Annotated in this window: 22 protein-coding genes; 17 read left to right on the top strand and 5 right to left on the bottom strand. The window is 65.4% G+C overall.

The genetic code is table 11. From position 1 onward, the window contains the following. Positions 1 to 47: 47 nt before the first annotated feature. The 15 genes from B3E94_RS23770 (at position 48) to B3E94_RS23700 (ending at position 14,152) form a co-directional block, all read left to right on the top strand. Entirely contained in the window at positions 48 to 1,466 is a 1,419-nt protein-coding gene (locus tag B3E94_RS23770; protein WP_176510920.1) for an FAD-dependent oxidoreductase, read from the top strand. A 226-nt stretch (positions 1,467 to 1,692) separates the two neighbouring features. Beyond that, a complete protein-coding gene (hemE, locus tag B3E94_RS23765) occupies positions 1,693 to 2,757 on the top strand; it encodes a uroporphyrinogen decarboxylase (RefSeq protein ID WP_176510919.1) in 1,065 nt (354 codons plus the stop codon). Between the two features lie 177 nt (positions 2,758 to 2,934). Then, on the top strand, positions 2,935 to 4,407 hold the full coding sequence (gene gbpA, locus B3E94_RS23760; RefSeq protein WP_286915470.1) for an N-acetylglucosamine-binding protein GbpA: 1,473 nt from the start codon (positions 2,935 to 2,937) through the stop codon (positions 4,405 to 4,407). Between the two features lie 105 nt (positions 4,408 to 4,512). Next, the gene (locus tag B3E94_RS23755; protein ID WP_286915468.1) at positions 4,513 to 5,013 is read left to right on the top strand and encodes a protein XcpP; all 501 of its coding nucleotides are present in this window, start codon (positions 4,513 to 4,515) and stop codon (positions 5,011 to 5,013) included. Beyond that, positions 5,013 to 6,827 (top strand): type II secretion system secretin GspD, encoded by a 1,815-nt coding sequence (gene gspD / locus B3E94_RS23750; protein WP_286915466.1) that lies wholly within the window; start codon positions 5,013 to 5,015, stop codon positions 6,825 to 6,827. Before B3E94_RS23755 ends, gspD begins: the two co-directional genes overlap by 1 nt. After that, complete coding sequence (gspE, locus tag B3E94_RS23745) at positions 6,824 to 8,287, top strand: type II secretion system ATPase GspE (RefSeq protein ID WP_286915465.1); 1,464 nt, start codon at positions 6,824 to 6,826, stop codon at positions 8,285 to 8,287. Before gspD ends, gspE begins: the two co-directional genes overlap by 4 nt. Positions 8,288 to 8,291: 4 nt before the next feature. Further along, positions 8,292 to 9,497: a type II secretion system inner membrane protein GspF gene (gspF, locus tag B3E94_RS23740; protein WP_286915464.1), complete on the top strand. Its 1,206-nt coding sequence runs from the start codon at positions 8,292 to 8,294 to the stop codon at positions 9,495 to 9,497. Between the two features lie 2 nt (positions 9,498 to 9,499). Beyond that, positions 9,500 to 9,946, top strand: a complete 447-nt coding sequence (gspG, locus tag B3E94_RS23735) for a type II secretion system major pseudopilin GspG (RefSeq protein WP_236237551.1) — start codon at positions 9,500 to 9,502, stop codon at positions 9,944 to 9,946. Beyond that, positions 9,943 to 10,404: a type II secretion system minor pseudopilin GspH gene (gene gspH / locus B3E94_RS23730; protein ID WP_313395296.1), complete on the top strand. Its 462-nt coding sequence runs from the start codon at positions 9,943 to 9,945 to the stop codon at positions 10,402 to 10,404. Before gspG ends, gspH begins: the two co-directional genes overlap by 4 nt. After that, positions 10,382 to 10,762 (top strand): type II secretion system minor pseudopilin GspI, encoded by a 381-nt coding sequence (gene gspI, locus B3E94_RS23725; RefSeq protein ID WP_286915462.1) that lies wholly within the window; start codon positions 10,382 to 10,384, stop codon positions 10,760 to 10,762. The genes gspH and gspI overlap by 23 nt, the downstream gene beginning before the upstream one ends. After that, the gene (gene gspJ, locus B3E94_RS23720; RefSeq protein WP_286915461.1) at positions 10,749 to 11,333 is read left to right on the top strand and encodes a type II secretion system minor pseudopilin GspJ; all 585 of its coding nucleotides are present in this window, start codon (positions 10,749 to 10,751) and stop codon (positions 11,331 to 11,333) included. Before gspI ends, gspJ begins: the two co-directional genes overlap by 14 nt. Continuing rightward, a complete protein-coding gene (locus B3E94_RS23715; RefSeq protein ID WP_286915460.1) occupies positions 11,330 to 12,187 on the top strand; it encodes a general secretion pathway protein GspK in 858 nt (285 codons plus the stop codon). The genes gspJ and B3E94_RS23715 overlap by 4 nt, the downstream gene beginning before the upstream one ends. Then, entirely contained in the window at positions 12,180 to 13,277 is a 1,098-nt protein-coding gene (gene gspL, locus B3E94_RS23710) for a type II secretion system protein GspL (RefSeq protein WP_286915459.1), read from the top strand. Before B3E94_RS23715 ends, gspL begins: the two co-directional genes overlap by 8 nt. A gap of 2 nt (positions 13,278 to 13,279) precedes the next feature. Beyond that, positions 13,280 to 13,744 carry a type II secretion system protein GspM gene (gene gspM / locus B3E94_RS23705; protein ID WP_286915457.1) on the top strand — a complete coding sequence of 155 codons (465 nt, stop codon included), beginning with the start codon at positions 13,280 to 13,282 and terminating at the stop codon, positions 13,742 to 13,744. A 60-nt stretch (positions 13,745 to 13,804) separates the two neighbouring features. Beyond that, positions 13,805 to 14,152, top strand: a complete 348-nt coding sequence (locus tag B3E94_RS23700; protein WP_236237544.1) for a YgiW/YdeI family stress tolerance OB fold protein — start codon at positions 13,805 to 13,807, stop codon at positions 14,150 to 14,152. A 107-nt stretch (positions 14,153 to 14,259) separates the two neighbouring features. Here B3E94_RS23700 and B3E94_RS23695 read toward each other — a convergent pair whose 3' ends face one another. Next, complete coding sequence (locus B3E94_RS23695) at positions 14,260 to 15,504, bottom strand: MFS transporter (protein ID WP_286915455.1); 1,245 nt, start codon at positions 15,502 to 15,504, stop codon at positions 14,260 to 14,262. 109 nt (positions 15,505 to 15,613) lie between these two features. Between B3E94_RS23695 and B3E94_RS23690 the strand changes: the two genes are divergently transcribed. After that, a complete protein-coding gene (locus B3E94_RS23690) occupies positions 15,614 to 16,513 on the top strand; it encodes a LysR family transcriptional regulator (RefSeq protein WP_286915454.1) in 900 nt (299 codons plus the stop codon). Here B3E94_RS23690 and B3E94_RS23685 read toward each other — a convergent pair. Beyond that, positions 16,506 to 18,053 carry an HAL/PAL/TAL family ammonia-lyase gene (locus B3E94_RS23685; RefSeq protein ID WP_286915453.1) on the bottom strand — a complete coding sequence of 516 codons (1,548 nt, stop codon included), beginning with the start codon at positions 18,051 to 18,053 and terminating at the stop codon, positions 16,506 to 16,508. The genes B3E94_RS23690 and B3E94_RS23685 overlap by 8 nt on opposite strands. A 132-nt stretch (positions 18,054 to 18,185) precedes the next feature. Between B3E94_RS23685 and B3E94_RS23680 the strand changes: the two genes are divergently transcribed. Continuing rightward, a complete protein-coding gene (locus B3E94_RS23680) occupies positions 18,186 to 18,959 on the top strand; it encodes a ParA family protein (protein ID WP_176510914.1) in 774 nt (257 codons plus the stop codon). Here B3E94_RS23680 and trxC read toward each other — a convergent pair. From trxC to B3E94_RS23665, 3 genes are all read right to left on the bottom strand, one after another. Beyond that, on the bottom strand, positions 18,956 to 19,390 hold the full coding sequence (gene trxC / locus B3E94_RS23675) for a thioredoxin TrxC (RefSeq protein WP_286915451.1): 435 nt from the start codon (positions 19,388 to 19,390) through the stop codon (positions 18,956 to 18,958). The genes B3E94_RS23680 and trxC overlap by 4 nt on opposite strands. A gap of 142 nt (positions 19,391 to 19,532) precedes the next feature. Then, entirely contained in the window at positions 19,533 to 20,993 is a 1,461-nt protein-coding gene (gene selO, locus B3E94_RS23670; protein ID WP_286915450.1) for a protein adenylyltransferase SelO, read from the bottom strand. A gap of 149 nt (positions 20,994 to 21,142) precedes the next feature. Further along, positions 21,143 to 21,601, bottom strand: a 459-nt coding sequence (locus B3E94_RS23665) for a mechanosensitive ion channel domain-containing protein (RefSeq protein ID WP_286915449.1), incomplete at its 5' end; no start/stop codon positions are given.

Here is a 21,601-nt window from a genome sequence, read left to right as displayed (position 1 = left end):
CAGCTTGCAGCCCGAGGCTGGCAACTGCGGTAAAGAGGTTTTGAAAAATGGCTGAACGTCTGAACAACGACTTCCAGTTCATCGAAGTGGGCCGCAAGGACCCGAAGAAGAAGCTCCTGCGCCAGCGCAAGAAAGAGTTCGTGGAAATCTACGAGCCCTTCAAGCCGCAGCAGTCCGTGGAGCAGGCGCACCGTTGCCTGGGTTGCGGTAACCCGTACTGCGAATGGAAGTGCCCGGTGCACAACTTCATCCCCAACTGGTTGAAGCTGGTTTCCGAAGGCAACATCCTGGCGGCCGCGGAGCTGTCGCACCAGACCAACACCCTGCCGGAAGTGTGCGGCCGCGTGTGCCCGCAGGACCGTCTGTGCGAGGGTGCCTGCACCCTGAACGACGGTTTCGGCGCGGTCACCATCGGCTCGGTGGAGAAGTACATCACCGACACCGCGTTCGCCATGGGCTGGCGCCCGGACATGTCCAAGGTCAAGCCGACCGGCAAGCGTGTGGCAATCATCGGTGCCGGCCCTGCGGGCCTGGGCTGTGCCGACGTGCTGGTGCGCGCCGGCGTGACCCCGGTGGTGTTCGACCGCAACCCCGAGATCGGTGGCCTGCTGACCTTCGGCATCCCCGAGTTCAAGCTGGAAAAGACCGTGCTGAGCAACCGCCGCGAAGTCTTCACCGGCATGGGCATCGAGTTCCGCCTGAACACCGAGGTGGGCAAGGACATCACCCTGGAACAATTGCTCGGCGAGTACGACGCAGTGTTCATGGGCATGGGCACCTACACCTACATGAAGGGTGGTTTCCCGGGCGAGGACCTGCCGGGCGTGCATGACGCGCTGGACTTCCTGATCGCCAACGTCAACCGCAACCTGGGCTTCGAAAAGGCGCCGGAAGACTTCGTCGACATGCAGGGCAAGAAGGTGGTGGTACTGGGCGGTGGCGACACCGCGATGGACTGCAACCGCACCTCGATCCGCCAGGGCGCAAGCTCGGTGACCTGCGCCTATCGCCGCGACGAGGCGAACATGCCGGGCTCGCGCAAAGAGGTGAAGAACGCCAAGGAAGAGGGCGTGAAGTTCCTCTACAACCGCCAGCCGATCGCCATCGTCGGCGAAGACAAGGTCGAAGGCGTGAAAGTGGTCGAGACGCGTCTGGGCGAGCCGGATGCCCGTGGCCGCCGCAGCCCCGAGCCGATCCCCGGCTCCGAGGAGATCCTGCCGGCCGATGCCGTGGTGATCGCCTTCGGCTTCCGCCCAAGCCCTGCGCCGTGGTTCGAGCAGCATGGCATCCAGATGGACAGCCAGGGCCGCGTGGTGGCGCCGGAGAAGGGCAAGTTCAAGCACCAGACCAGCAACCCGAAAGTGTTTGCCGGTGGCGACATGGTGCGCGGTTCGGACCTGGTGGTGACTGCCATTTTCGAAGGCCGTACCGCGGCCGAAGGCATCCTGGACTACCTGGAAGTCTGATTTCGGCTGCACTGGCCCCATCGCCGGCAAGCCGGCTCCCACAGGATTTGTGCGGCACCTGTGGGAGTCGGCTTGCCGGCGATGAGGCCCTCAGCAACCGCTACGGCCAGTTTTGTATACAAAATCGCTTGATCCAAGGCACTCAATAGACAAAACGCATGGTCTCATCCGTGCCTTTTGCGCTGGCGTCTGAGAAAATGCCCGCACTTTTTTGCCGGATGCCGACATGACTGCCCTGAAGAACGATCGTTTCCTGCGTGCACTGCTCAAGCAACCTGTAGACGTCACCCCGGTGTGGATGATGCGCCAGGCTGGCCGCTACCTCCCGGAATACCGCGCCAGCCGCGCCAAGGCCGGCGACTTCATGAGCCTGTGCATGAACCCGCAGTTCGCCTGCGAGGTCACCCTGCAGCCGCTGGACCGCTACCCGCTGGACGCGGCGATCCTGTTCTCGGACATCCTCACCATCCCTGATGCCATGGGCCTTGGCCTGTACTTCGAAACCGGCGAAGGCCCACGTTTCAAGAAGGTCATCAGCACCCCCGCCGACATCGAAGCACTGCCGATCCCCGATCCGCAGAAAGACCTGGGCTACGTGATGGACGCGGTCAGCACCATCCGCCGCGAGCTCAATGGCCGCGTGCCGCTGATCGGCTTCTCCGGCAGCCCGTGGACCCTGGCCACCTACATGGTCGAAGGCGGCTCGTCGAAGGACTTCCGCAAGACCAAGGCGATGGCCTATGACAATCCGCAAGCCCTGCACCTGCTGCTGGACAAGCTGGCCCAGTCGGTCACCAGCTACCTCAACGGCCAGATCCTCGCCGGTGCCCAGGCCGTGCAGATCTTCGACACCTGGGGCGGCAACCTTTCGGCGGCGGCGTACCAGGAATTCTCCCTGGCCTACATGCGCAAGATCGTCAGCGGCCTGATTCGCGAGCACGAAGGCCGCAAGGTGCCGGTGATCCTGTTCACCAAGAACGGCGGCCTGTGGCTGGAAAGCATCGCCGAAGCCGGCGCCGATGCCCTGGGCCTGGACTGGACCTGCGAGATCGGCGATGCCCGCCGCCGGGTCGGCGACAAGGTGGCGCTGCAAGGCAACATGGACCCGACCGTGCTCTACGCCAAGCCAGAGGCCATCCGCCAGGAAGTCGCACGTATTCTCGCCAGCTACGGCAAGGGCTCGGGCCACGTGTTCAACCTGGGCCATGGCATCACCCCGGAAGTCGACCCTGAACATGCCGGCGTGTTCATCAACGCCGTGCACGAGCTTTCCGCGCAGTACCATCAATAACGCGTCTGCATGACTGAAGCCGGCCTTGAGCCGGCTTTTTTGTGCCGCAGCAAAATCGCCCGGCAGTGTCGACCATTCCTACATAGCTGAGGCCGCTAACACCCTAGAGTCTCGCGCTCGTATCGGGAGCCCATGGCATGAAGCCAGGCCTCCCACTCTAAGTTCAAGGAGTCGATCGTGAGTTCAGGTAGCGTTTTGCAGAAGCGTTTGTTGGCCAGCAGTGTCTGGGCAATCGTGGCCAGTTCAGGGCTGCATGCACAGTTAGCCAGTGCCCATGGATACGTGAGCGACCCACCTTCCCGGGATTTTGCCTGCAAGCAGGGCTTGAACGTCGGCTGTGGCCAGCCGATTTATGAGCCTCAGTCTGTCGGCGAAGCGGCTAAAGGTTTCCCACAGCTGGGCCCTGCAGACGGCAAGATCGCCAGTGGTGGCGTTCGCTCGGACTTCTCGTCCCTGGATGAACAAACTGCCAACCGCTGGCATTTGACGCCCATCGCCGGGCGCGACGTGGCGTTCGAGTGGTACTACACCGAAGGGCACAAGACCACCAAGTGGGAGTACTTCATCAGCAAGAGCGGCTGGAACCCCAACGCGATGCTGAGCCGCGCCTCCTTCGATGCCGAGCCTTTCTGCAAGGTCGATGGTCAGGGCAAGCCAGCCCGTGGTGACGGGTTGCCAACCCACGGGGCAGCTCCGACGAAGCATCAGTGCAGCTTGCCGGCGGACCGCTCTGGCCAGCACGTCATCCTCGGTGTCTGGACCGTCGACGATACCGCTGCTGCGTTCTACAAAGTGATGGATGTGGATATCCAGTCTGATGGCGGCACCGACCCTGAGTGGCCACGGGTCGGCACCATCACCCCGCACAGTGATCTGCAGGTCGGAGACAAGGTCAAGGCACGGGCCTTCATCGGGGGTACCGAAAGCGAGGCCCACAGCGTCGGCATCAGTGTCGACAACCCCGAAGAGGGCGTTGCCGCGAACTGGGCTTTCAAGCTTGCCCAGCGCATCAATGAAACCCAGTCGCAGATCCAGGCCGGGCAACGCGATGAAGAAGGCAATGCCCACCCTATCAAAGGGGCCAACCCGATCTTCGCCAATGTGGCCAGCGGTGTGACCAACTACGAGCTGGATATCCAGGGCAAGGCAATCGATGACTCCTACCTGCACCTGCATGATCTGAAGGCGGATTACGCGCTCAAGGATGGCAAGACCAGTGTCGATTTCACCGTGATGACCAACCGCAAGCTGCAGGTTACCTCGCGTCTGTTCAACGACCAGAACCAGCAGGTCGGGCATGTTCGTCAGCAAGTGGATGCCGCCACCGCGCCAGTGGTGCTGCAGGCTGAAAGCAGCGCGGGCAAACACCTGCTCAAGGTGGTCGGTGTGGACAAGACTGGGCGTGTGATGTTGCAGCACGAACGTGAAGTCCAGTTGATCGACCGCGGTGATGTCGATTACCAGTACGAATACCCCAATTCGATGATTGAATACAAAGCGGGTACCCGGGTGCTGCAGAGCAAGACGGGTGAAGTGTTCGAGTGCAAGCCATTCCCTGCCGAGGGCTGGTGCAAAATCTACTCGCCTGGTGCCAACCACTATGAGCCCGGTGTAGGTAGCCACTGGAGCGACGCCTGGGAAAAGCGCTGATCCAGTGCACTGGCGCCACGCTGCAGTGGCGCCAGTCTGCAACCGATCCTTTATGCACATTCAAATGAATCTCGAGGCGCAGCCTCCGCTGCCGTGGGGGCGCGCGTGAAACGTCTGTCGGCTCTGACAGCGTGGTTGGCGCTATCGCTCATTACCACGGCGCTGCTGGTTGCGCGCGAGCTGCACTTGCGCAACGGCACCGAGCCAGTGGCACCTGCGCCGGTAGCCGTGGCTGCGCCAGCGGAGCGCCAGCACCTGGCTGCGCAAGCACTGGTGCTGGCATTCGGTTTCAAGCCTGCCGAGCAGGAGCAAGCCAGCCGGCCGGGGCTGAAGCTGCTGGCCAGTTTCATCCCCAGCCTGGGCGAACCCAGGGCGCTGGTGGCCGCAGCGGACAGCACGGCAACTTACCGCGTGGGCGATCGCTTGCCCGATGGCAGCGTGCTCAGGCAGGTGCAAGGCCAGTCCATCACGGTCTGGTTCAACGGCCGCGAACAGCGCGTGCACCTGGCCGCCAGCCAGGCCCCGGTGTTTCGCCCCGCCGGCTCAGCGAGCCCGGCACAAACGACTCCAGCTACTTCAGCCCGCGTATTGCGGGAGGTGCATTGATGTTCGAACACTACTTGCGCGCGGCCTCGCTGGGCGCCTTCTTGGCCCTGGGCGTAGCCCCGGCCATTGCCGAACAAGCCACCTGGGAAATGGCGATGAACGATGCCGATGTTCGCGACGTGGTGCGTGAAGTGGGTGCGATCCTCGATCAGACCATCATCCTCGACCCCCGCGTGCAAGGGCGCATCACTGTGCTGTCGAGCGAGCAGCTCGATCGCGAGGGGATTCGCCGGCTGTTCTATTCGGTGCTCAACGCCCAGGGTTTTGCGGCGGTGAACGACGGCGACCGGCTACTGGTGCTGCCGGCCAACGAGGCCAAGGCGTGGGCCAACCAGCAGTACGAAGCCATTCCGGCAGCCTTCACCACGCAGGTGTTCAACCTGTCCGGCAGTGTCGCCGCCGACCTTGCGGGGCTGTTGCGCCCGCTGGTGTCCAGCAATGGCTACATCGGCCCGTCCAGCTCTGCCAATGCCCTGGTCATCACCGATTCGGCCGCCAACCTGGAGCGCATGCGCACCTTGATCGCGCAGCTCGACAGCGGCCAGCGGCATGACCATGAACTGGTGACGCTGCAGCATGCCCAGGTCAGCGACCTGTTATCGGTACTGGAGGCTGCCGCGGGCAGTTCCGACAGCGGTGTTCGCGTGCTGGCCGATGAGCGCGGCAACCGCGTGCTGGTGCTGGGGCCGATCAAGTCGCGCCAGCGCCTGGCGCAACTGGCACGGTCGATGGACGTGCCAGCCCCGCTCAACGCACAGAACTGGCGGGTGGTGCGTCTGCAGCACTCCAACGCCGAGCAACTGGCCGAAGTGTTGTCCGAGGTGGGCAAGCGCATGGAGCGCAAGCCGACGCCGGACGCCCTCGACAGCGCGGCCCTCGGGCAGGCGGTGATCAAGGCCGATACCAGCCAGAACGCGCTGGTGCTGCTGGGTTCGCCACCGACCCTCGGCAGCGTGGTGCAGATCATCGAGCAGCTCGACCAACCCAGGGCGCAGGTATTGATCCACGCCGCGATCGTCGAAGTCAGCGGCGACATCAGCGAGGCGCTGGGCCTGCAATGGGGCGTCAACACCGGGAGCCTGAAAGGCGGCATCACTGTGCCGGAAAGCGGCGTCACCCTCCCGGACTTGCTCGGCAGCGAGCTGGCATTGCCCGGTGGAGCCGCCTTGGCCGCTGGCTCCGATCGATTTGCCGTGCTGGTTTCGGCCCTGGCCAGCAACAGCCGCAGCAACCTGCTCTCGACCCCGAGCCTGCTGACGTTGGACAACCAGGAGGCGCAAATCCTCGTGGGCCAGAACGTGCCCTTCAAGACGGGCTCCTATACCACCCCCGGCAGTGGCTCGGACAACCCCTTCAACACCGTCGAACGCCAGGACGTCGGCATCAGCCTCAAGGTTCGCCCCTACATCAACGAAGGGCGCAGCCTGCGCCTGGAGGTCGAGCAGGAGAGTTCGGAGGTGGTGCCCAGCGCGCTCGAGGACGACCTGGTCACCAACAAGCGCTCGCTCAAGAGCACCATCCTGGCCCAGGACGGCGAAATCATCGTGATTGGCGGCCTGATCAAGGACAGCGTGAAGAGCGAACAGCGCGGGGTCCCTGGCCTGAGCCGGCTGCCTTGGGTCGGCGGCCTGTTCCGCTGGACGCGCGACGTGCAGGAGAAAACCAACCTGATGGTGTTCTTGCGGCCCACTGTATTGCGCACCCCGCAGCAACTGATCGATACCGGCGAGCGTGCCTGGCAGGACCTGCGCGCCGCACCGGCCGCCCGGTTGCCGCAGGAGTCGAGGCAGCTGTTCGAGGGCCAGCAGCCATGAATGGCGAATTGCCGTTCGGCTTTGCCAAGCGTTACGGCATCCTGCTCGACAAACAGGCCCCGCAACCTGCCTTGCTGCTGCGTGAAGACGCCAGCCTGGCCGCGTTGTCCGAAGCGTTCCGCGTGGTGGGCAGCGGCTGGCCACTGCAGCGGGTCGACGCAGCGCTTTTCGCCGAGCACCTGGCCAGCTGCTATGCAGGTTCCCAGGATGCCGCGCAAACGGTCGTTCAGGGGCTGGACCAGAGCATCGACCTGGCGCACCTGGCCGAAACCTTGCCGCAGACCAGCGACCTGCTCGAGCAACAGGATGATGCGCCCATCATCCGCCTGCTCAATGCGTTGCTCAGCGAGGCCGTGCGTTCGAAAGCTTCCGATATCCACCTGGAAACCTTCGAGCAGCAGTTGCGTGTGCGCATGCGTATCGATGGTGTGATGCGCGAGGTGCTCAGCCCGCCGCGTGCGCTTTCGGCGTTGCTGGTGTCGCGCATCAAGGTCATGGCGCGCCTGGATATCGCCGAACGGCGCGTGCCGCAGGATGGGCGCATCAGCTTGCGCCTGGCCGGGCATGAAGTGGACGTGCGCGTCTCCACGCTGCCGGCCGCCCATGGCGAGCGGGTGGTGTTGCGCCTGCTGGACAAGCAGGCAGTGCGCCTGGATATCGAGCACATGGCCATGCAGCCCGCGGCGCGCGCCGGCTTTGTACGCGTGCTGGCGCGGCCGCACGGCATATTGCTGGTGACCGGGCCAACAGGCTCGGGCAAGACCACCACCCTGTACACCGCGCTGGCGCAACTCAACCAGGCCTCGCGCAACATCCTCACGGTCGAAGACCCCATCGAATACCACTTGGCCGGTATCGGCCAGACCCAGGTCAACAGCAAGGTCGACATGACCTTCGCCCGCGGGTTGCGGGCAATCCTGCGCCAGGACCCCGACGTGGTGATGGTCGGTGAAATCCGCGATCGCGAGACCGCCGAAATCGCGGTCCAGGCATCGCTGACCGGCCACCTGGTGCTGTCGACCTTGCACACCAACAGCGCCCTGGGCGCCATCACCCGCTTGGCCGACATGGGCGTCGACACCTGTTTGCTGGCGTCGTCGCTGGCCGGCGTGCTCGCCCAGCGGCTGGTGCGCAAGCTATGCGTGCAGTGCCGGCTGCCCCAGCCGCTGGACGAGGCGACGGCCAAGGTGCTGGGGGTGGCTGCGGATGCCACGGCGTGTGTCTACCAGGCCCAGGGTTGCGAGCACTGCCAGCAGGGTTACAGCGGCCGGCTGGCGCTTCACGAGATGGTCGTGGTGACCCCCGCCCTGGCCCAGGCGATCCATGGCCGGGCCTCGGAGGCGCAGATGCTGGCGTTGCTCCGCGAGGATTGCGCGAGCTTGTTCGAGCATGGCGTGCAACGGGTGCTGCAGGGCGAAACCAGCGTGGCCGAAATGCTGCGTGTGGCGGGCCAGGACTAGGGCGATGGCATTGTTCAGGTATCAGGCGCTGGATGCGCACAGGCGCGTTCAGCGCGGCACCCTGGAAGCCGCCAGCGCGCGGATGCTGCGCCAGCAGTTGCGCGACCGCGGCTGGCAGGTCTTGTCGGTGCGCGTGGCGGGCCCCTCGTTACTGGCCAGGTTGCGGCCCGATGGCCGCCTGAATGTTGCCCAGCGCTCCTTGCTTACGCGGCAACTGGCAAGCCTGTTGTACGCCGGCATGCCCCTGACCGAGGCGCTCCAGGCATTGGCCGAGCAAAGCGGGCAGCGCCGGGTGCGGCAGGTCATGCAAGGGGTGGCGGCGCGGGTGGCCGAAGGCAATGCGCTGGCCGAGGCGCTGGCGCAATACCCCGCTGCATTCCCTGTGGTGTACCGCGCCACGGTGGCCGCTGCGGAACGCTCAGGCCACCTGGCGGGCGTGCTCGAACGCCTCGCCGAGCATGGCGAGCAGCAGCAGGCCATGCGCCAGAAGGTCCAGCTGGCCTTGGTCTACCCGGTGATCCTGCTGGTCGTGTCGATACTCGTGGTGGGCTTTCTGCTTGGCTTCGTGGTGCCTGACGTGGTGCAAGCGTTTTCCCGGGACCAGGCCCACCTGCCCACGCCGACCCGTGTGCTCATCGCCTTGAGCGACGCCAGCCGGCACTACGGCCTGGTGGCTGTGCTGGTGCTCGGCGCACTGGTGCTGCTGCTGGCGCGGGCGCTGCGCCAGCCTGCTCGACGTCGCCAATGGCACGCGCTGGCGCAGCGCTTGCCGTTGTATGGCGAGTTCATGCACGCCAGCGAGGCGGCGCGTTTCGTCAGCACCCTGGCGATTCTCTGCCGCGGTGGCGTGCCCTTGGTCGAGGCACTGCACATCGCTGCCGCGGTGGTCGGCAACCTGGTCACTCGCGAGCGCTTGCAGATGGCCGCGCGTGAGCTTGGCGAGGGCGCAAGCCTCGCCCATTGCCTGACCCGCAGCGCCGTGGTGCCGCCTTTGATGCTGCAGATGATCGCCAGCGGCGAGCGTGCCGGTGAGTTGAACATCATGCTCGAGCGCGCTGCCGAGCTGCAGGCAAACCACCTGGCCGCGCGCATCTCGTTGCTGGTCAGCCTGTGCGAACCGCTGATGCTGCTGGTCATGGGCGGCATCGTGCTGTTCATCGTCCTGGCGATCCTGCTACCGATCCTGAACCTCAACCAACTGGTCAACTGAACATGCCCATTCGCCCTAGACGTCAATCCCAACGGGGTTTCACCCTGATCGAAATCATGGTGGTGGTGGTCATTCTGGGGGTGCTCGGCGCCCTTGTGCTGCCCAACGTCATGAGCCGCCCGGAGCACGCCAAGCTCACGGCTGCGCGCACCGATATCCAGTCCATCGCCACGGCGCTGGAAATCTATCGGTTGGATAACGGCCGCTATCCGACCACTGCCCAGGGGCTTGAAGCGTTGGTCAAACCGCCGACGTTGGCGCCGCTTCCCCGCCAGTGGAATGCCCAGGGTTACCTGAGGGCGATGCCGACCGACCCCTGGGGTACGGCCTACCAATATGCCAGCCCCGGAACGCGCTCCAATCATGGCTTTGACCTGTACAGCTTCGCTGCCGATGGCCAGGCCGGTGGTGAAGGGCCGGACGCCGACATCGGCAACTGGGCCGAATGACATCCCGGCGTTGCCGCGGGTTCACGTTGCTGGAGCTGCTGGTGGTCCTGGCATTGCTGGGCGTGCTGGTCGGCATGGCGGGGCTGACCCTGGGGCGCGACCCACAGCGCCAGGTATCGCAGGAAGCGTCACAGTTCCTGCAATTGGTGCAGTACGCGCGCCAGCGGGCGGTGCTGGAAGGTGCGACCTTGGGCATTCATGTGGACGCCCAGCGCTACCGGCTGGCCAGGCGCACCGAGCGCGGCTGGGAGATGGCCGGCCAATGGCGGGATACAGGCCTGGACCTGCGCCTGGAACTGGACGGCCTGCCGGTGCTGGCAAGGCTTTCTGAAGTACCTCGGTTGCTACTTCACAGCAATGATGAACACAGCGTGTTCACCTTGCATTTCGAAAACGCCGGCCAGCGCCTGGCATCGGTAACGAGCGATGGCCTCAATGACCCGAAGTTCGGCTTCTGAACAGGGCTTTACCTTGCTCGAAGTGTTGGTGGCACTGGCCATTTTCGCAGTGCTGGCATTAGCCATGGGCAGCGCGACCCAACATTTGCTGGTGCAGACGCGGCAGATGGAAGACCGCCTGCTGGCCAGCTGGCTGGCCGACAACCACCTCGCCCTGCTGCGCCTCCAAGCGCAGGCGGCGGCTGGCCAGCGTCAGCTCGAAACGCAATTCGTGCAACGCCGTTGGCTGTTGCACGAGACGCGCCAGCCGTTGCCAAACGGGCTGCTGCAGGTTGAGGTCCGGGTGAGCCTGCCTGGCGTCAAAGGCGCAGTGCACCAGGCCAGCGCCTGGCTGGTAGTGGCCGATGATGCAGACTGAGCGCGCCAGCCGCCAGCGTGGTTTCACGCTGTTCGAGCTGTTGTTGGCGGTGGCCATTTTCGCCCTTCTGGCGTTGGGTAGCGCACAGCTGGTCGACAGCATGCTCAGGGCCGACCGGGTGCGCGAAGCGCGGGTCGATGACCTCAGGGCCTTGGGCCGGGCGTTGAGCCTGCTGCAGCGCGATGCCTTGCAAGGCCTGGCCCACTCGGGCCTGAAGGACGCTGGTTTCGCCATTTCATTGGAGGGCACGCGTGTCCGCTGGCTGCTGGGTGCAGGGCAGGAAACGCGGGCACCGGGCAGCGGTTTGCGCGCGGTCGAATACTGGTTGGAGGACGGCATCCTCTGGCGCCGCCAGCTCAGCGTCGGGCAACGCCCCGGGCGTGCGCAACGGGTACTGGAGGGGGTGCAGGCGCTCCGTTGGCGGCTGCATGCCCCAGCCAGTGGCTGGCTTGAGCATTGGCCGGATGGAGACCACCAGGAGCGGGCTGCCGATGCACTGGAAGTCACGCTGTCCACCGCGCGCTACCCGCAGGTGCGCCGGGTGTTGCCAATGGCGGGAGGGGGGCGATGAGCCGCGCTCGGCAACGAGGCTTGGCGCTGGTAACGGTGCTGCTGGTCATGGCCCTGCTGACACTGTTGGTCGCCGGCATGCTGCGCAGCCAGCAACTGCTGGTGGCCGGCGTGGGGCAGCAACTGGCTTTTTCGCGCTTGCTGCAACTGGCACTGGCCGGCGAGCAGCAGATGCTGCAGCAGCTCGCGCAGCAGGCACCCAGCTTGCTGCAGCGCAGCCATGCTGGGCAGGCGTGGGCTGAGCACCGGCAATTGGCCCTGGCCGACGGGCAGGTGTGGATGCGCATGGAAGACCTGGCTGGGCGGCTGAACCTCACGGCCTTGATCGGGCGTCGATCGCTCGACCCGGTGCTGCTCGTGCGCTGGCAGAGGCTCTGTGCCTCGCTGGGCATCGACCCTCCAGACCTGCAAGCGTTGGTCGGGCAACGCCTGCTGGATGTCAGCCAGCTGAGCGGCTTGCCGGGGTTGAGCGCAGATGCACTGGCGCGGTTGCGCCCCTGGGTTGTGGTACTGCCGGATCAGGCTGGCCTGAACGTCAATACGGCCCCGACACGCCTGCTCGCTGCGCTGGAGGGGCTTGGCCCGGCGGCTGCCCAGCGTGTGCAGGGTGAGCGCCCCGACGATGGCCATGCCAGCGTCCAGCGCTTTCTCGCCAGCCCGCAGATGCTCGGCCTCGGCACCCAGGCACATGGGCTGGCGGTCGCCAGCCGCTGGTTCCGCCTGGAGCTGCAAGCCGAGTTGGATGGCCAGCGGATGTACTTGTACAGCGACTTTGAAATCGATGCGAAGACCCATCGGGTGAACCTGGTGCGGCGTAGTTTTTCTGCAACGCGGGAGCAACAACGGGATGAGTGAAGCCTTGGTGTATCTGTTGCCGCAGGGTATGCAGCAGGCCGATGCCAGCTGGCCTGTGCTTGTGTGCACCGCCCGAGGGCAGGTGCAGCGCAGCTGCCTGGGCGCGCTGCGAGAGTCGCTGGGGGCTGACGCAAAGGTGCTGGTCGTGCTGCCTATCGAAATGCTGGGCAGCTGCCAGACAGCCCCGATGCCTGGGCGAAAGCCTACACAGGAGGCCTTGGCCTATGCGGTGGAAGATCAACTGGCGGCGGCACTGGACAGCCTGCACCTGGCCTATGGCGCCGCCGACCGGGAAGGCCGGCGGCGCGCCCTGGTGGTCGAGCGCGAACGCTGGCAAGCACTGCTTGCTCTGCTGCAGGCCGAAGGCATTCAACCCGTTGCCATACAGGCCGATGCCGACCGGCTGTTCGCCGAGCCCGGCGCGCTGTGGCTGGAGGGCCGCTGGCTGATCGGTGGTGCTGGCTTGCCGTTGCTGGCGGCCAGTGCCTCGGCGGCGCAGACACTGGTGCAGGCGCTGCCGGCAATGGCCTGGCAGTCCGAAGCATCTGGCGCGCCGTGCAACCAGCACATCGACAGTGCCATCGAAGCGCTGATCCATGGGCGCCCTGGGGTGATCGACCTGCAGCAGGCAAGCAAGCGCCATTGGCAGCTTCCTTGGCAGCAGGCCATGGCCGGGTTGCTGTTGGTCTGGTCGTTGGTGTGCGTGGCTGACCAGGTGCGTGCGAGCTGGTTGCAGCAGCGCAGCGAGCAGCTGCGGGCCGACAATCTGCAGCAGTTTCAGCGTTGGGCGCCTGGGCAGGCATTGACGGGCGATCTGTCGCGCCTGGTCGAGGCGTTGCAGCAGCGCCCCTTGCCGAGCACCGCTGCGCAACGTCTGGCAGGGCTGGCCGAGCAGGTCGTGGAAAGCGGCAATCTTTCGCTGCAGCGCGCGGCGCTGATACCCGGGCAAGGTTGGCGGGTGGAGGTGCAAGGGCGGGGCTTTGCCGATTTGCAGCGGTTGCGTGAACGGGTGCCGGCGCTGGTCGTGGAACATGCGAGGCAGTCTGATCAGGGTGTGCAGGCGACGTTGATGTGGGCGGGAGGAGAATGACTGTGCGCAGGTTTCATCGGTTCATCGAACAGTGGCGCAACATCCCTGATCAGCGGCGCCAGCTCATGGCGGGCGCTGCCTGGCTGCTGCTCGCGCTGCTGCTGTGGCAGCTGGCCTGGCTGCCTGGCCGGTCGAGCCTGCAGCACGCCACCCAGGCCCTGGCCAAGGAACAGGCACTGAGCCGCCAACTGGACCAGGCAAGTGCGGCCCCCGGTTACCCACAGGCACGAAGAGCGGTGACAGCGGCGCTGCTCAGTGAGCAGGCACAGGCGGCAGGGCTGCGCATCATCGATATGGAAGCGCAGGATGGCCGGGCAGAATTGCTAGTCGAAGGCGCTGCGCAAGTCGTTCTGCAGTGGTTGCATGGCCAGGAGCGTGAAGGTACGCGAATGCTGGAGCTGCAATTGCAGCGTGTTGAAGACCTGCTCCAGGCGCGGCTTGGCGTGGAGCTGGGGGGGCGTGATTAAGCTTGGTTTCAGCCTGGCGCGATACGCTCTGGCCCATCACAACTCATCAGGAAGCAACCCATGAAAACGCGCTACCTCGCCCTCATCCTCGCCCCGCTGTTCAGCACCGCTGCCCTGGCTGCGGGCTATACCGGCCCGGGTGCGCAGCCGGTGACCACCGTTTCCGCCGCCAAGGATGCCGCTGACGACACGCCGGTGGTGCTGCAGGGCTACGTGACCAAGAAGATCAACAACGACGACAAGTACGAGTTCAAGGACAACACCGGCACCATCACGGTCGAGATCGACAACGAAGACCTGCCGCCGACGCCGTTCAACGAGAAGACCAAGGTGAAGCTGACCGGCGAGGTGGAAAAGCACCTGATGAGCCGTGAAGTGGATGTGGATATCGTCGAGATCGTGAACTGATCCAAAGGCCCCATCGCCGGCAAGCCGGCTCCCACAAAGTCAGCAGTGAACTATGAACTGTGTGGGAGCCGGCTTGCCGGCGATGGGCTGCAAGGCAGCCCCAAGGCTCAAGCCTTCTTGGGCTCCAGCCTGCTCAGGTGCAGCGCCACGCCCAACGCCACCGCCAGCAAGCTGCCGATGAACAGCCCGATGCCATTCCAGCCCCAGTGATGCCAGAACACCCCGCCCGCCGTACCCGCAACGCTCGAACCCGCGTAATAGCAGAACAGGTACAGCGATGACGCCTGCCCCTTGGCCTTCAGCGCCCGCCGGCCAATCCAGCTGCTGGCCACCGAGTGCGCGCCAAAGAAGCCGAAGGTGAACACCAGCATGCCGAGAATGATCAGCACCAGCGGCGAAGCCAAGGTCACCAGCAAACCACCTGCCATCACCACGATACTGGCCCAGAACACCTTACGCCGGCCGAGCTTGTCAGCCAGGGCACCGACCTGCGCCGAACTGTAGATACCCGACAAGTACACCACCGACAGCAGGCCGACCAGCGCCTGGTTCATGTGGTAGGGCCCCGCCAGCAACCGGTAGCCGATGTAGTTGAACAAGGTGACGAAGGCGCCCATCAGCAGGAAGGCTTCGAGGAACAGCCAGGGCAGGCCGGCATCCTTGAAGTGCATGACGAAGCCATCGAGCAGGTTGCGCGGCTTGAGCGACTGGGTGCGGAAGTTGCGCGATTCCGGCAGCACCTTCCAGAACACCAGCGCCGCCACCAGGGCCAGGCCGCCGATGATCAGCATTGCCGTGTGCCAGCTGACGAAGTCGATCAGCACGCCGGTGATCAGCCGCCCGCTCATGCCGCCGATGGCGTTGCCGCCGATGTACAGCCCCATGGCCAGGCCGATGTGCTGCGGGTGAATCTCTTCGCTCAGGTACGTCATCGCCACGGCGGCCAGGCCGCTGAGCGACAGGCCCACCAGCGCCCGCGTGGCCAGCACCCATTCCCAGCTTGGCATGACCGCGCTGACCATGGTCGACAGCGCCGCGCAAAGCAGGGCAAACACCATCACCGGCTTGCGCCCGACGCGGTCGGAAATCGGCCCGGTGATCAGCAGCCCGAACGCCAGCATGGCGGTGGAAACCGACAGCACCAGGCTGCTTTGCGCGGCATTGATCGAATATTCCTGGGACAGCAACGGCATCATCGGCTGTACGCAGTACAGCAGGGCGAAGGTGGCGAAGCCGCCGCTGAACAGGGCCAGCACGGTCTTGAGGAAGGCGGGGGTGCCTTTTTCGATCCAGATATCGTTCAGCGGGGCAGGTTCGGGGTCGGCGGGAAGGGGGGCTACAGCAGTTTTCACGGGCGGGTACCTCTGGCGCAATGAAAAAAAGCATATAGCTGGCTAATGATTAGATCCAATATATTGTTCGACCTATTTAAGAGGTTTTGCGACCTACTCGGAGCCGATCATGGAACTGCGCCATTTGCGTTACTTCATCGCCGTGGCCGAAGAGCTGCACTTTGGCCGCGCAGCCCAGCAACTGGGCATCTCTCAGCCGCCCCTGAGCCAGCAGATCCAGGCCCTGGAGCAAGAGCTGGGGGCGCGCTTGTTCGAGCGTACCAATCGTCGGGTCGAGCTCAGCGAGGCCGGCCGGCTGTTTCTCGACGAGGCGCGGCAGGTGCTGGCGCAGGTCGAGAAGGCCGCCGACGTGGCACGCCGCGCGCAGCTGGGCGAGTTGGGCGAGATGAAGATCGGCTTCACCTCGTCGGCGCCGTTCACCTCGAAGATCCCCAAGGCGATCCATGCGTTTCGCCAGCGCTTCCCTGCCGTGCACCTGAACCTTCAGGAAATGAGCAGCCGCGATGTCGCCGACGGGGTGTTCGACGAGTCCATCGAAATCGGCCTGATGCGGCCGATGCCGTTGCCCGAAGGCCTGATTGCCACCGAGCTGTTTCGCGAACCGTTGGTGGCGGTGATCAATGCCTCGCACCCGCTGGCCGAAGGCACCGAGCAGGGCGTGCACATGGCCGCGCTGGCCCATGAGCCCTTCGTGTTCTTCCCGCGCAGCTATGGCAGCGGGCTGCATGCGCAGCTGCTGAGCCTGGCGCGCCAGGCCGGCTTCAGCCCGCACTTCGCCCAGGAAGCGGGGGAGGCGATGACCATCATCGGGTTGGTGTCCGCAGGCCTCGGGGTGTCGGTGCTGCCGGCCTCCTTCCAGCGCATGCGCATCGAAGGCGTGGTCTATTGCACCTTGCTCGACCAGGGCGCGACCTCGGCCGTGTGGCTGGTGCAGCGTGAGCGCGGCAGTTCGGCGATGGCCAAGGCCTTCGCCGAATTGGTCACGGATGCGACGTCCGGCGTCAGCTGAGGTGCAGCGGCCAGTGCCGCTCGCCAATGCGCTGCAGGCACAGGCGCAGTTCGCGCTCCAGGGCGCGGTCTTCGATCACTGGGGCGAAGTCTTCCAGCAACGCTTCGTGCATCTGCGCCAGCGGTTGTGGCAGCGGCCGGCTGCCAGCCTTGCGGCCGCGTAGCCACACGGCCTGGTTGGCTGCCAGCAAGGTGGCGGCGGCGACTTGCTCGGTCAGCTCCAGCACACGCAGGGCGTCCCGCGCGGCGATGGTGCCCATGCTCACCTTGTCCTGGTTGTGGCACTCGGTGGAGCGCGAGAACACGCTGGCCGGCATGGTCTGCTTGAGCGCTTCGGCAGTCCAGGCGCTGGCGCCGATCTGCACGGCCTTGAAGCCGTGGTTGAGCATCGCCCGCTCGGCCTCGGCCCCCGACAGGTTGCTCGGCAGGCCGTGGTTGTAGCGCACGTCCACCAGCAGCGCGAGCTGCCGGTCGAGCAGATCGGCGACGTTGGCCACCAGGGTTTTCAGGCTGTCCATGGCAAAGGCAATGTGCCCGCCGTAGAAATGCCCGCCGTGCAGCACGCGTTCGGCGTCGCCGTCGATGATCGGGTTGTCGTTGGCGCTGTTGAGCTCGGTTTCGATGAAGCCGCGTAGCCAGCCCAGGCTGTCGGCCAGCACACCCAGCACATGCGGCGCGCAGCGCAGCGAGTAGCGGTCCTGCAGGCGGTGCAGGGGTGGCAGCGGGGCGTCGATGGCCAGGTCCTGGCGCAGCCAGGCGGCGACCTGGGCCTGGCCAGGGTGGGGTTTGGCGGCGAACAGCCGTTGGTCGAAGTGTTCCGGGTTGCCCTGCAGGCCGATCACGTTCAGGGCGGTGATGCGCGTGGCCAGCTTGAGCAGGTAGTCGGCGCGGGCGAAGGCCTGGCAGGCCAGGCCAGTCATCACCGCGGTACCGTTCATCAGTGCCAGCGCTTCCTTGGGGCGCAGCACCAGCGGTTGCCAGCCCAGTTCACGGTGCACCTCGGCACTGCTGCGGCGTGCGCCCTGGTAGAGCACCTCGCGCTCACCGGCCAGGGCTGCGGCGACGTAGGACAGCGGGGTCAGGTCGCCGCTGGCGCCCACCGAGCCTTCCTCGGGGATCAGCGGCAGGATGTCGTGGACGAGAAAGTCGCGCAGGCGCTCCAGCAACAGCAGGCGCACACCCGACACGCCGTGGCTCAGCGAACGCAGGCGGGCAGCCAGCACGGCGCGGGTAGCGCTGGCATCGAGCAGGCGCCCGAGGCCGCAGCCGTGGAAGGTATAGAGGTGGCGCGGCAGGGCTTCGACATGCTCCAGCGGCACCGCGACCACGCACGAGTCGCCATAGCCGGTGGTAACGCCATAGATCACCCCTTCCTTGTCCAGCAGGCTGTCGAGAAAGCGGGCGCCGCGCTCGATGTACGCGCGGTATTCGCTGTCATCCTGCAGCTGCACGGTGGCGCGGCGTTCGGCCACGGCCAGGACGTCCTCGATCGCCAGCGGCGACTGGCCAAAGGTTACAGGCGGGTGCGGGGGCATCGTCATCGATCATCCTGGTGTGTGGCGAAGGTTTGCGCGGGGCAGGGTAGCGCTGCCGAAGGCGTGCGGCAATTGCCGCTGGCCATTGCCGGCGCGCCGCCACATACTCGGTCATTCGTTGATACACGGAGGTCTCTCATGCGGCGCGTGGTGTTCAATCAGAAAGGTGGCGTGGGCAAGTCGAGCATCGCTTGCAACCTGGCGGCTGTGAGCGCCAGCGAAGGCTATCGGACCCTGCTGATCGACCTGGATGCCCAGGCCAACTCGACTCAGTACCTGACCGGGCTCACGGGCGACGACATCCCCATGGGCATTGCCGATTTCTTCAAGCAGAGCCTGTCCAGCGGGCCGTTCAGCAAGAAGAACAAGGTCGATATCTACGAAACCCCGTTCGACAACCTGCACGTGGTCACCGCCACGGCGGAGCTGGCCGACCTGCAGCCAAAGCTTGAGGCCAAGCACAAGATCAACAAGCTGCGCAAACTGCTCGACGAGCTGGACGAGGATTACGAGCGGATCTACATCGACACCCCGCCGGCGCTGAATTTTTACGCGGTTTCCGCGTTGATCGCTGCGGATCGGGTGCTGATCCCCTTCGACTGCGACAGCTTTTCACGCCAGGCCCTGTACGGCCTGCTGGCGGAAATCGAAGAGCTCAAGGATGATCACAACGAAGACCTGATGGTCGAAGGCATCGTGGTCAACCAGTTCCAGTCCCGCGCCAGCCTGCCCCAGCAGATGCTCGACGAGCTGCTTGCCGAAGGCTTGCCGGTGCTGCCGGTGTACCTGGGCAGCTCGGTGAAGATGCGCGAGTCGCACCACGCCAGCTTGCCGCTGATTCACCTGGAGCCGCGGCACAAGCTGACCCAGCAGTTCGTCGAGTTGCACGCGCTGCTGGAAGAAAACGCCTAGACCCCTTGGCTGCGCAGCCACTCCAGCAACGACTGCAGTGGCAACGCCCCGGCCTGGCGGCTGACTTCGCGGCCATTTTTGAACAGGATCAGGCTGGGGATCGAGCGGATGCCCAGTTGCCCGGCCAGGTTGCGGTTGGCTTCGCTGTCGAGCTTGGCCAGGCGGCAGCGGCCGCTGAGCTGGCGGGCGGCCTGCTCGAAGGTGGGGGCGAAGGATTTGCAGGGGCCGCACCAGTCGGCCCAGACGTCGACCAGCAGCGGCAGGTCGCCTTTGATCTGGCTGGCGTAGCTGCTTTCGCTGAGGTCGAAGGGTTTGCCGAGCAGTACATCCTGTTTGCAGCGGCCGCATTTGGGTGCATCGCCCAGGCGTTCGGCGGGCAGGCGGTTGAGGCCGTTGCAGTGGGGGCATGGGATCAGCAGCGGTTCGGTCATGTCGATTCCTTATTGATGTGCCCGAAACCCTGTGGGAGCGGGCTAGCCCCGCGAAGAGGCCGGCCCGAACACTCGAGTTGTCTGGCACGGGCTTGGCCCGTGTTCGCGGGGCAAGCCCGCTCCCACAGAGGGCGGATGTGCTTCACGAAGAGCAGCTGATTTCCAGATGCTTGCCCCACTCCGGCGGCCGCTCGGCATAGGCCTGCATCCCTTCTTGCTCTTCGAACGGCCGGCTCAGCACCTGGTGCAGCCGCCGCACTTCACTGTAGTCCCCTGCCTCGGCCGCTTCGATGGCTTTCTGCGCCAGGTAGTTGCGCAGCACGTACAGCGGGTTCACCGCATGCATGCGCGCACGCCGCCCGTCGGCATTGGCGGCTTCGCGCTCGCAGCGAGCGAGGTAGTCAGCGCCCCAGGCGTCGAACCCGGCAAGGTCGATGAAATCGTCGCGTACCACGCTCAGGGCCGCAGCCACGGGCTGGTCGCCGAGCCTGCGGAAGAACAGGTTGTAGTCCACCCCGCCGCTCTGCATGCGCTGCAGCAGGCGCTCGACCAGGGCCATGTCGCCGTCTTCGGCCGTGGTCAGGCCCAGGCGCCGGCGCATCAGGTCCAGGTAGTGCGCCTGGTACAGCGGCAGGAACAGCCCCAGGGCCTCCTTGAGCGGCTCCACCTCGATCACCGTGGTCAGTGCCTGGGCAAGGGCGCTGAGGTTCCAGTGGCCGATCGGTACCTGGTTGGCGTAGCTGTAGCGGCCGCGGTCATCGGAATGGTTGCAGATGAAGTTGGCGTCGAAGTCGTCGAGGAAGGCGAAGGGGCCGAAGTCGAAGGTGATGCCCAGGATCGACATGTTGTCGGTGTTCATCACCCCGTGGCAGAAACCATAGGCCTGCCAGCGGGCGATCAGCTCGGCGTTGCGCTCGACGATGGTGCGGAACATCGCCAGGTACGGCTGCTCGGCCTCGCGGCATTCGGGGTAATGCTGCTCCAGCACGTGGTCGATCAGCACGCGCTGCTGTTCCGGCTGCTTGGTGTAGTAGAAGTACTCGAAATGGCCGAAGCGCACGTGGCTCTGGGCCAGGCGGGTAAGCATGGCCGCGCTCTCGCGGGTTTCGCGCCAAACCGGGGTGCTCGAGCCGATCACGCACAGCGCCCGGCTGCTGGGGATGCCCAGGGCATGCAGGGCTTCGGAGGCGAGGAATTCGCGGATCGACGAGCGCAGCACGGCGCGGCCGTCGCCCATGCGCGAGTACGGGGTCTGGCCGGCGCCCTTGAGGTGCAGGTCCCAGTGCTCGCCGGCATCGTTGAGCACTTCGGCCAGCAGCAGGCCGCGGCCATCGCCCAGGCGTGGGTTGTAGGAGCCGAACTGGTGGCCGGAGTAAACCATGGCGCGCGGGTCGGCTTGTTCCCAGAGCTTCTGGCCGCTGAACAGCTCGGCGAAGATCGGCAGCTCGGCCTGCGCGGGGTCGAGGTCGAGCAGGGCCATGGCCGACGTGCTGGCCACGACCAGGCGAGGGTCAGCGATGGGGTCGGGCAGCACCTGGGTGGAGAACGCGTCGCCCAGGTGGGCGAAGCGGTTGTCGAAACTGAGTTGGTCGAGGGCTTTCACGGGCTGCTCCTGGGGAACGGTGTCATGGGGCCGCTTTGCGGCCCATCGCCGGCAAGCCGGCTCCCACAGGGCGGGTGGGAGCCGGCTTGCCGGCGATCGAGGGCGCAGCCCTCGCCAGCATTCTGGCGGTCATGCCCCTTGGAGTCCACTCAGCTGGGCGCAGTGCCATCCGATTTGGGCTGTTCCAGCGCAATCATCTGCTGCTTGCCGCCCTTGGCATCCATCAGGAACACCTCGACCTGGCGCACCGAGATCTTGATGTCGTGCGCCTTGAACTCGCGGTTGATGTAGCGGTTGATCTCGTCCAGGGTCGGGTTGCGGTCGCCCAGGTCGCGCACGTGCATGCGCAGCTCGTGGTCCAACGAGCTCTCGCCGAAGTTGAGGAAGTACACGATCGGCTCCGGGTCCTTGAGCACCCGCGGGTTCTGGTGGGCGCCCTTGAGCAGCAGGTCGCGCACCAGGTCCAGGTCCGAGCCGTAGTCGATGCCCAGCTTCAGCGTCACCCGGGTGACCGTGTCGGTCAGCGACCAGTTGATCAGCTGGCCGGTGATGAAGGTCTTGTTGGGGACGATGATGTCCTTGCGGTCGAAGTCGGTGATGGTGGTGGC

This window comes from Pseudomonas sp. UBA6315 (assembly GCF_002438125.1).
Classification (GTDB): domain Bacteria; phylum Pseudomonadota; class Gammaproteobacteria; order Pseudomonadales; family Pseudomonadaceae; genus Aquipseudomonas; species Aquipseudomonas faucium.
This window is presented reverse-complemented; position numbering and strand designations above follow the sequence as displayed.

What these genes read in the sequence shown, in the direction of transcription:
- B3E94_RS23770 (WP_176510920.1), top strand. Translation starts at nt 48, where the DNA reads ATGGCTGAACGTCTGAACAACGACTTCCAGTTCATCGAAGTGGGCCGC.
- B3E94_RS23715 (WP_286915460.1), top strand. Translation starts at nt 11,330, where the DNA reads ATGAGCCGCGCTCGGCAACGAGGCTTGGCGCTGGTAACGGTGCTGCTG.
- gspD (WP_286915466.1), top strand. Translation starts at nt 5,013, where the DNA reads ATGTTCGAACACTACTTGCGCGCGGCCTCGCTGGGCGCCTTCTTGGCC.
- trxC (WP_286915451.1), bottom strand. Translation starts at nt 19,390, where the DNA reads ATGACCGAACCGCTGCTGATCCCATGCCCCCACTGCAACGGCCTCAAC.
- gspH (WP_313395296.1), top strand. Translation starts at nt 9,943, where the DNA reads ATGACATCCCGGCGTTGCCGCGGGTTCACGTTGCTGGAGCTGCTGGTG.
- gspG (WP_236237551.1), top strand. Translation starts at nt 9,500, where the DNA reads ATGCCCATTCGCCCTAGACGTCAATCCCAACGGGGTTTCACCCTGATC.
- B3E94_RS23700 (WP_236237544.1), top strand. Translation starts at nt 13,805, where the DNA reads ATGAAAACGCGCTACCTCGCCCTCATCCTCGCCCCGCTGTTCAGCACC.
- gspL (WP_286915459.1), top strand. Translation starts at nt 12,180, where the DNA reads ATGAGTGAAGCCTTGGTGTATCTGTTGCCGCAGGGTATGCAGCAGGCC.
- B3E94_RS23685 (WP_286915453.1), bottom strand. Translation starts at nt 18,053, where the DNA reads ATGACGATGCCCCCGCACCCGCCTGTAACCTTTGGCCAGTCGCCGCTG.
- B3E94_RS23690 (WP_286915454.1), top strand. Translation starts at nt 15,614, where the DNA reads ATGGAACTGCGCCATTTGCGTTACTTCATCGCCGTGGCCGAAGAGCTG.
- gspI (WP_286915462.1), top strand. Translation starts at nt 10,382, where the DNA reads ATGACCCGAAGTTCGGCTTCTGAACAGGGCTTTACCTTGCTCGAAGTG.
- gspJ (WP_286915461.1), top strand. Translation starts at nt 10,749, where the DNA reads ATGATGCAGACTGAGCGCGCCAGCCGCCAGCGTGGTTTCACGCTGTTC.
- B3E94_RS23680 (WP_176510914.1), top strand. Translation starts at nt 18,186, where the DNA reads ATGCGGCGCGTGGTGTTCAATCAGAAAGGTGGCGTGGGCAAGTCGAGC.
- gspF (WP_286915464.1), top strand. Translation starts at nt 8,292, where the DNA reads ATGGCATTGTTCAGGTATCAGGCGCTGGATGCGCACAGGCGCGTTCAG.
- gspE (WP_286915465.1), top strand. Translation starts at nt 6,824, where the DNA reads ATGAATGGCGAATTGCCGTTCGGCTTTGCCAAGCGTTACGGCATCCTG.
- hemE (WP_176510919.1), top strand. Translation starts at nt 1,693, where the DNA reads ATGACTGCCCTGAAGAACGATCGTTTCCTGCGTGCACTGCTCAAGCAA.